This is a genomic window from Scytonema sp. UIC 10036, from assembly GCF_009725235.1.
This window is the reverse complement of record NZ_WJFC01000178.1, coordinates 20,506-27,659: the sequence shown is the minus strand read 5'-3', so window position 1 is coordinate 27,659 and position 7,154 is coordinate 20,506. Positions and strand designations below refer to the sequence as shown.

Here is a 7,154-nt window from a genome sequence, read left to right as displayed (position 1 = left end):
GAATGGAGAAGCTTTTTGCCTATATTTATAACAGGAATTGTGTAATTGAGAATGATATTTATTTGAGTATACACAAAATTTAGTTCTTGGCAATCGGCAATTTTAGAAAAGCTGATAAGCAATTGATGTACTAGGTTAATGGAGACTTAATCTAAGAAGCTTGATATTAACGTTGAGTCGAAGGCAACCATTAACAAAAGAACTTAAACAAGCCGTCTTATAACCATTACATGGAGCGATTGAAATGAAAGGTTCCCTTCACCCTAAGAATAATATCACAATTAACCCATCCAACAACGAGTCAATTCTTGATGTGATTGGCCGCATGGGTATGAATCGGCGGCGGTTTCTACTAACAGCAGCAACTAGCTCAGCACTGACCGTTATAGGTGAGGTTTCTATTGGCGGTTTTCTCCGCACTGTCGAGGCAGCACCAATTCCACCAGACACGGGCTTTGAAGGCATTGGCTTCGAGAGCATCCCACCGAATTTAAATAACCCAAGTACAGGGCTTCTGGAAAAGGATCTCGTTAGTGTTCCTCCTGGCTATAAAGCCGAAGTATTGGTTGCGTGGGGTGACCCCATTGCACCTGATGGGCCACAGTGGAAATCCGATGCATCTGGTGATGCGGCAGCACAAGAAAAGCAGTTTGGGATGCATGGGGATGGTATGCACTATTTCCCTCTGAGAAAACGTGGTTTCTTTGGTCGCTCTCAAGAACGTGGTTTGTTGTGTGTTAACCATGAGTACACCCATGAAGAACTCCTGCATCCTGATGGTCTGACCTTTGTTCCAGCAACGGCAACTGCTGCACAGCAAGGGTTACCTGGTTCACAGGTGACAATTCAAAAGGTACGAAAGTCTCAAGCTGCTCACGGTGTTTCTGTTGTAGAACTTGTCAAGAGTGTTAATAAGTGGCGTGTAGATCGTTACTCACCTTATGGTCGTCGTATTACTGCTAACACTGAGATGTACGTTTCGGGACCAGCAGCAGGGGATGCACTCTTAAAATCTAAAAAGTTCGACATTACACCAAACGGTTCAATTTATACCGTTCGGGTGAACAACGGTTACACCGCTTACGGCACCCTCAACAACTGTGCTCACGGATATACGCCTTGGGGTACCTATTTGACCTGCGAGGAAAACTGGAACGGTTACTTTGCAAGCCCCGCAGGAGATGTAGAGGCAATTGCAGGTATAGACAAGGCTGATATCTTAGCAGGGCAAAATAGATACGGTATTGCGAGAACTGAGACTCGCTACCGTTGGCATGAGGTCGATCCACGCTTTAATGCCAGCACAAATCCACTCGAACCTCATTTATTTGGTTGGGTCGTTGAAATCGATCCGTATAATCCTACGAGTACGCCTGTGAAGCGTACTGGGCTTGGTCGGTTCAAACACGAAAGCGCTCAAGTTGTAGTTGATGATAGCGATCGCGTAGCTTTTTATATGGGCGATGACGAGCGCAACGAGTATATCTACAAGTTCGTTTGTGCCAGACCTTTGAACAAATACGATCGCAACGCCAACCGCGATATGCTAGATTACGGTACTTTATACGTTGCTAAATTTAAAGACGATGGTACTGGTGAGTGGATTCCCCTTGTCTACGGTCAAGGCGGTTTAACACCCGAAAATGGATTCAAAAGCCAAGCTGAAGTGCTGATTAATACACGACAAGCAGCCGATCGAGTTGGAGCGACCATGATGGATCGTCCGGAATGGACTGCCGTGCGTCCCCGGATAAGAGGATTTGAGGAGATTGAAGTCTACTGTACTTTAACAAATAACAATCGTCGTGGAACAACTCCAGTCTCCTCCAACCAGCCAGACGGTACAACAGGTGCAGGTAGCGCACGTCCTCCAGTTGATGCTGCCAATCCACGCCCTGACAACCGTTACGGTCATATCATCCGTTGGCGCGAGGATGGAAGAACTGTTACAGCCACCACTTTTACCTGGGATCTTTTTGTTGAATGTGGTGACAAACTCGATCCCGATCCAAATCACGTTGGCAACATTAATGGTGACGACTTTGGCGCACCAGATGGTCTCTGGTTTGATGACTTTGGTCGCCTCTGGATTCAAACCGACCAAGAAGGTAATGGTCTTGGCGATTGGAAAAACATCGGTAGCAACGTCATGATGTGTGCCGATCCCAATACCAAACAGATTAGACGGTTCTTAACTAGCCCGACGAACTGCGAAGTCACTGGCGTTATTACTACACCTGACGGCAAAGCCATGTTCATCAACATTCAGCACCCTGGCGATGATGCAGTTGCTTCTAATCCAACCCAGTATAGCAACTGGCCACACAGCCAAGGCTATGGTCCCTCTGGACGTCCGCGCTCTTCAACGGTAGTCATTACACGGGATGATGGGGGCATAATTGGTGGGCTTTAAAGAATTGTAATTTCTTTAGACTGCAAAACTCTTGTAGGGTAGGCGTCCCCGCCTGCCCTCTCGAATGTATAGGCGAGGATGCCCGTTCCGCAGTTATCTAAAAACTACTGCAAGGATGTGATTAGCTTCACAACTCGTTCCTTGACTTCATCACGAACCCGACGGAAAGTGTCTATATCTTGCCCTTCTGGATCGTCAAGCTGCCAATCTTCAAACACTTCTCTTAAAACCCATTGTTCGGGCAAATTCACTCCACAACCGCAAAGAGAAATGACCGCATCATAGTCAAGAGCATTGAAATCGCTTAAAGGTTTGGAAGTTTGATCGCTAATATCAATACCAATTTCAGACATAACTTGAGTCGTAATAGGATCGACCTCACTTGCTGCAAGTCCCGAACTGTCTACAGCAATTTTTCCTTCTCCTAAAGTACGAGCAAATCCCTCTGCCATTTGGGAACGACGGGAATTTTTCTTGCAAACAAACATAACACGTTTCATGGATCTTTCCTCACTAATGAATATTTGCGGAAGTATTGAACAATTATGTAACAAACTGTAAAGGCTCTAAATTCCGTTTGTAGTTGCAATGCATGCGCGTTCGCCGCCCTTGCGTGCCGCAGGCATAGACAGTGCAACTGCAAACAATAATTATTCTTTATTTAAGTTCATTTCAAGAGCCTTATTCGCTACTGCTGTTATCTCTTTGGCTGCTTTTTCCTTACGTTCGCTGTAACGGTCTGTTAAATAGTCAACCTTATCGCGCAACAATAAAGTAAACTTACAGAGCTCTTCCATGACATCAATCACGCGATCGCGATATGGTGAATCCTTCATGGTTCCATCTTCATTAAACTCTTGATAAGCTTTCGCAACACTAGACTGATTGGGAATTGTAAACATTCGCATCCAACGCCCTAAAATCCGCATGGTGTTTACAGCATTAAAAGACTGAGAACCCCCACTCACTTGCATCACGGCTAAGGTTCTACCTTGAGTTGGTCTAACTGCGCCTATGCTAAGGGGAATCCAATCAATTTGATTTTTCATAATCCCAGTAATATTGCCATGCATTTCTGGTGAAGACCAAACTTGACCTTCAGACCACTTGCTCAACTCGCGTAATTCCTGTACCTTCGGATGGGTATCCGGGACACTGTTGTGAATAGGTAACTCACGAGGGTCAAAAAACTTCACTTCAGCACCAAATCCCTCTATGATTCGAGCGGCTTCTTCTGCTAAAAGACGACTATAAGAACGCTCTCGTAAAGAGCCATACAAAAACAAAATTCTGGGTGGATGATCGAAATTAGTCATGAAAATCAACAATAAAGTTCTAATTGAAGTTGAAACCCGGTCACTGGTTACTGGTCACTGTTAAACAGCGTGGATCGCGTAAAGTTGCCTTCTCCGGGTCTCGTGGGAACCAAGCTGCTGTACGTTTGCAAAACTCAACCAACATTAACATCACTGGTACTTCTATCAAAACGCCAACGACAGTAGCCAAGGCTGCACCAGAATTTAAACCGAATAACATCACAGCCGTAGCAATAGCAACTTCAAAATGATTGCTTGCTCCTATCAAGGCTGCTGGTGCAGCATCTTCATAAACGAGATTGAGCTTTAACGCTGCTACATAACTAATCAAGAAAATGAAATTAGTTTGAATAAAGAGCGGTACAGCTATTAACAAAATATGCCAAGGATTATTGACAATAAGTTCTCCTTTAAAAGCAAACAGCAGTACTAATGTAATCAGCAAGGCAGTAATAGAAATAGGGGTGAGGTACTTCAAAAATCGCCGTTCAAACCACTCTCTACCTTTATTCTTTAAGATCCAGTAACGGCTGTATATTCCAGCCACTAACGGCAACCCTACATAAATGAGCACTGATAAAAATATTGTTTGCCACGGTACTGTCAAATCATTTGCAGCTAACAACCATCTACCTAAGGGTGCATACAAAAACAGCATTGCTAAAGAATTCACTGCCACCATTACCAAAGTATGCCCCTGGTTGCCATAGGAAAGATATCCCCACATTAATACCATTGCCGTACAAGGAGCTATTCCCAGTAAAATGGCACCCGCAATATAGGAATTAAAAAGTGCAACGTCTGTACCGCGAATGACTTCAGTGCCAGCAATCAAAGGGCGGAACAACCATCCTAAAAAAAACTGTGCGAATACCACCATTGTGAAAGGTTTGATTAACCAGTTCACTACCAAGGTGAGAATAACTGGTTTGGGAGCACGAATGGCATGAGTAGCTTGAGAAAAGTCAATTTTTACCATGATGGGATACATCATGAAGAACAAGCAAACAGCAATTGGAATAGAGACTTGGTAAATGCTCATGCTATCGAGAGCCACTGCTACTCCAGGGAACAATCTTCCCAGTGCAATTCCCGCAATAATGCACAAAAAGACCCAGACGGTAAGGTACTTTTCAAAAAAACTGAGATTGCTCCCAGCTTTTACTTGGGTTGTACGGACTTGTGGCTGGTGTGTACCCATCAAAATTTCCTTCTAAAAACTAAAGAAAACTGGCTTCTGGTTGATTTTGACGTAAATTGCCAAAAACTATAGATTTGCTTGTTTCTGGATTTCAATTCGATGAAATTAACCCTTTGACTGCTTAACTAAGCCTATCAATCATTTTAATAAAAATTGATATAATAGGAAAATTTTTTCCTATGTTATTAAAATTCATAAAAATTTATAAAAAATTATTTTGTTGTAATCAAGAGCGTTATGAGAGGCTATACAGCAGTTTTCAGCTAGTACGGAGAGCAGTGCGTTGTCCAAAGCAAACAATTGAACTACTCCCAAACAACGCTACTATTTAATATCACGAAATCCGTTAGAAATCTGTCGGTAGGCGATCGCAGCTAATTGCGCTCCTAAAATGGGTGCAACCCAATAAACCCAGTGATGCTGCCAAATTCCTCCTATCAAAGCTGGACCAAAGGAACGAGCCGGATTCATGCTTGCTCCTGTAATTGGTCCCATAAACGCCGCTTCTACTCCCACCGTTAACCCGATCGCTAACCCCGCAAAGCCAATAGGAGCGCGGCGATCTAGCCCAGACCCAAAAATCACGAACATCAAAATGAATGTGAGAACAGTTTCCAAAACAAAAGATTGTACCCAATTCCCATTCAATGGCACAGTTGCTCCTAAATTGGCAACCGATCCCAAACTAGCTAGTAACAAAGCCGAAGCCGTACTTGCGCCCAATAGTTGCGCTAAAATATAGGGCAACACTTGGCGTTTGGGGAAAAACCCACTATTCCAAAATGCTAAAGTTACAGCAGGGTTGAAGTGTGCGCCACTTAGATGCCCAACAGCGTAAATGAGCGCTGCCACAATAGAACCAAAGACAAAGCTAATTCCAATATGGGTAACCGCACCATTGCTGATGGCGTTAACCATAACTGCACCAGTACCTGCAAATACCAAAATAAAGGTGCCGATCGCTTCTGAAATAATAGCTTCTCGCCTGCACTGAGAAATTTCTTTAATAAATGACTTTAACACTATATAGTTATACATGGTTATAGCTGAAATTACATCAATTTCATTTAAAAAAATTGATAGTTAAGAAAAAGTTAAATAATATACAGATAAATTTATTCTTGTTCCCTTTTACGAAGACATATCTATTATTTCAAAAAAACTTGATTTGTCAAGTCATGCTCTATTGTATCTACTTTTTAGTGGCACAAGTTCTTTTACTGTACGTTCGCTCATTTTTAAAGAGCAAGATTTAATTAAGCCTTACAGGGCTTATAATCGGTGGCGATGCAAACGATTCAGGCATTTTTGTCTCCCACAGAGCGTTTGGCCATTTTATGATTTATGCTATCCCTATGCCCAATTGATTGCCTCTGGGAGCTTTCTGTGATGGTCATAAATTTGACTGACAAATAACGGCTTACTTAAAAGGACTTAAGCACCCCCCAAACTACACCATAGCTAGTGCGATCGCACGCTCATTTTATGGTATTAAGTTGAGTAAGGAGCGTTTGTTATTCACCGAATCAAAGTTATATGTACGCCAATATTTAGATTTGCCCAAACACGATCGCAAGTCAGAGCAGGCAAATTCAAACTGAGGGCAAGGGCAAGGCAGGCGCGATCTCCAAGTGATAGCCCCAAAGGTTGGGTGGGAACTCGCAGTTTTGCGATCGACCGAGCTAACGATTCGTCAGTTGTATAAATTTGGAGAGCATTGTTGAGCAAGCCTTGATTAGTCAGTTGAGTCGCAACAACGTCAGGGTCTTGTCCTCGTTCAGCCAATTTAGTGAGAGTTTCTGCCCAATTGATACTGCTTATTACTGAATTTTGGATGAGGGCTGTTGCCACGATCTTGGCTCCGGGTTCTCCTTGAAGATAAGCAAGGAGTGCGGAAGCGTCTAGAACGCTTGTGGCTTGTATGCTCATGATTGAGATTCACCTCGGCGCTCTTGAATTAGTTCGTCAGCAAGACTGATTCCTGGAGCGATGTCTTTGTAGATTCCTTGCAGGTTTTGGATTTGAATCCGCAAACTGGTCAAGCGTAAACTGCCATCTGGTTCCAGGGTGAGAATGAGTTTCTCGCCCGGTTGCAAGTTGAGGTGATGACGAATCGATTCAGGAAGAACGAGATTCCCCTGCTCTCCAAGTTCAATAGTTTGTTGTTGAGGTTTTGATGTAGCAGGCATTACTGTCACCAATTAGCTGATTTTTTGATCGTAAC

Annotated in this window: 7 protein-coding genes; 1 reads left to right on the top strand and 6 read right to left on the bottom strand. The window is 43.3% G+C overall.

Annotation, left to right across the window (positions count from 1 at the left end; all coding sequences use genetic code 11):
* The first annotated feature begins 244 nt into the window (after nucleotides 1-244).
* On the top strand, nucleotides 245-2,413 hold the full coding sequence (locus F7734_RS47355) for a PhoX family phosphatase (RefSeq protein WP_155751282.1): 2,169 nt from the start codon (nucleotides 245-247) through the stop codon (nucleotides 2,411-2,413).
* 104 nt (nucleotides 2,414-2,517) lie between these two features.
* Here F7734_RS47355 and arsC read toward each other — a convergent pair whose 3' ends face one another.
* The 6 genes from arsC to F7734_RS47325 all read right to left on the bottom strand — a co-directional run bounded on the left by arsC (nucleotide 2,518) and on the right by F7734_RS47325 (nucleotide 7,119).
* Nucleotides 2,518-2,913, bottom strand: coding sequence for an arsenate reductase, glutathione/glutaredoxin type (arsC, locus tag F7734_RS47350; RefSeq protein ID WP_243147462.1), 396 nt, complete (start codon nucleotides 2,911-2,913; stop codon nucleotides 2,518-2,520).
* Between the two features lie 150 nt (nucleotides 2,914-3,063).
* Nucleotides 3,064-3,729, bottom strand: a complete 666-nt coding sequence (gene arsH / locus F7734_RS47345; RefSeq protein ID WP_155751280.1) for an arsenical resistance protein ArsH — start codon at nucleotides 3,727-3,729, stop codon at nucleotides 3,064-3,066.
* Nucleotides 3,730-3,769: 40 nt separating this feature from the next.
* The gene (gene arsB, locus F7734_RS47340) at nucleotides 3,770-4,930 is read right to left on the bottom strand and encodes an ACR3 family arsenite efflux transporter (RefSeq protein ID WP_155751268.1); all 1,161 of its coding nucleotides are present in this window, start codon (nucleotides 4,928-4,930) and stop codon (nucleotides 3,770-3,772) included.
* A gap of 324 nt (nucleotides 4,931-5,254) precedes the next feature.
* The gene (locus F7734_RS47335; protein ID WP_155751267.1) at nucleotides 5,255-5,968 is read right to left on the bottom strand and encodes an MIP/aquaporin family protein; all 714 of its coding nucleotides are present in this window, start codon (nucleotides 5,966-5,968) and stop codon (nucleotides 5,255-5,257) included.
* 480 nt (nucleotides 5,969-6,448) lie between these two features.
* Nucleotides 6,449-6,859, bottom strand: coding sequence for a type II toxin-antitoxin system VapC family toxin (locus F7734_RS47330; RefSeq protein ID WP_155751265.1), 411 nt, complete (start codon nucleotides 6,857-6,859; stop codon nucleotides 6,449-6,451).
* Nucleotides 6,856-7,119, bottom strand: coding sequence for an AbrB/MazE/SpoVT family DNA-binding domain-containing protein (locus F7734_RS47325; protein WP_155751263.1), 264 nt, complete (start codon nucleotides 7,117-7,119; stop codon nucleotides 6,856-6,858). Before F7734_RS47325 ends, F7734_RS47330 begins: the two co-directional genes overlap by 4 nt.
* Nucleotides 7,120-7,154: the final 35 nt, after the last annotated feature.

Excerpts from the sequence above, each read along its gene's own strand:
- F7734_RS47355 (WP_155751282.1), top strand. The coding sequence starts at position 245 with ATGAAAGGTTCCCTTCACCCTAAGAATAATATCACAATTAACCCATCC.
- arsC (WP_243147462.1), bottom strand. The coding sequence starts at position 2,913 with ATGAAACGTGTTATGTTTGTTTGCAAGAAAAATTCCCGTCGTTCCCAA.
- arsH (WP_155751280.1), bottom strand. The coding sequence starts at position 3,729 with ATGACTAATTTCGATCATCCACCCAGAATTTTGTTTTTGTATGGCTCT.
- arsB (WP_155751268.1), bottom strand. The coding sequence starts at position 4,930 with ATGGGTACACACCAGCCACAAGTCCGTACAACCCAAGTAAAAGCTGGG.
- F7734_RS47335 (WP_155751267.1), bottom strand. The coding sequence starts at position 5,968 with ATGTATAACTATATAGTGTTAAAGTCATTTATTAAAGAAATTTCTCAG.
- F7734_RS47330 (WP_155751265.1), bottom strand. The coding sequence starts at position 6,859 with ATGAGCATACAAGCCACAAGCGTTCTAGACGCTTCCGCACTCCTTGCT.
- F7734_RS47325 (WP_155751263.1), bottom strand. The coding sequence starts at position 7,119 with ATGCCTGCTACATCAAAACCTCAACAACAAACTATTGAACTTGGAGAG.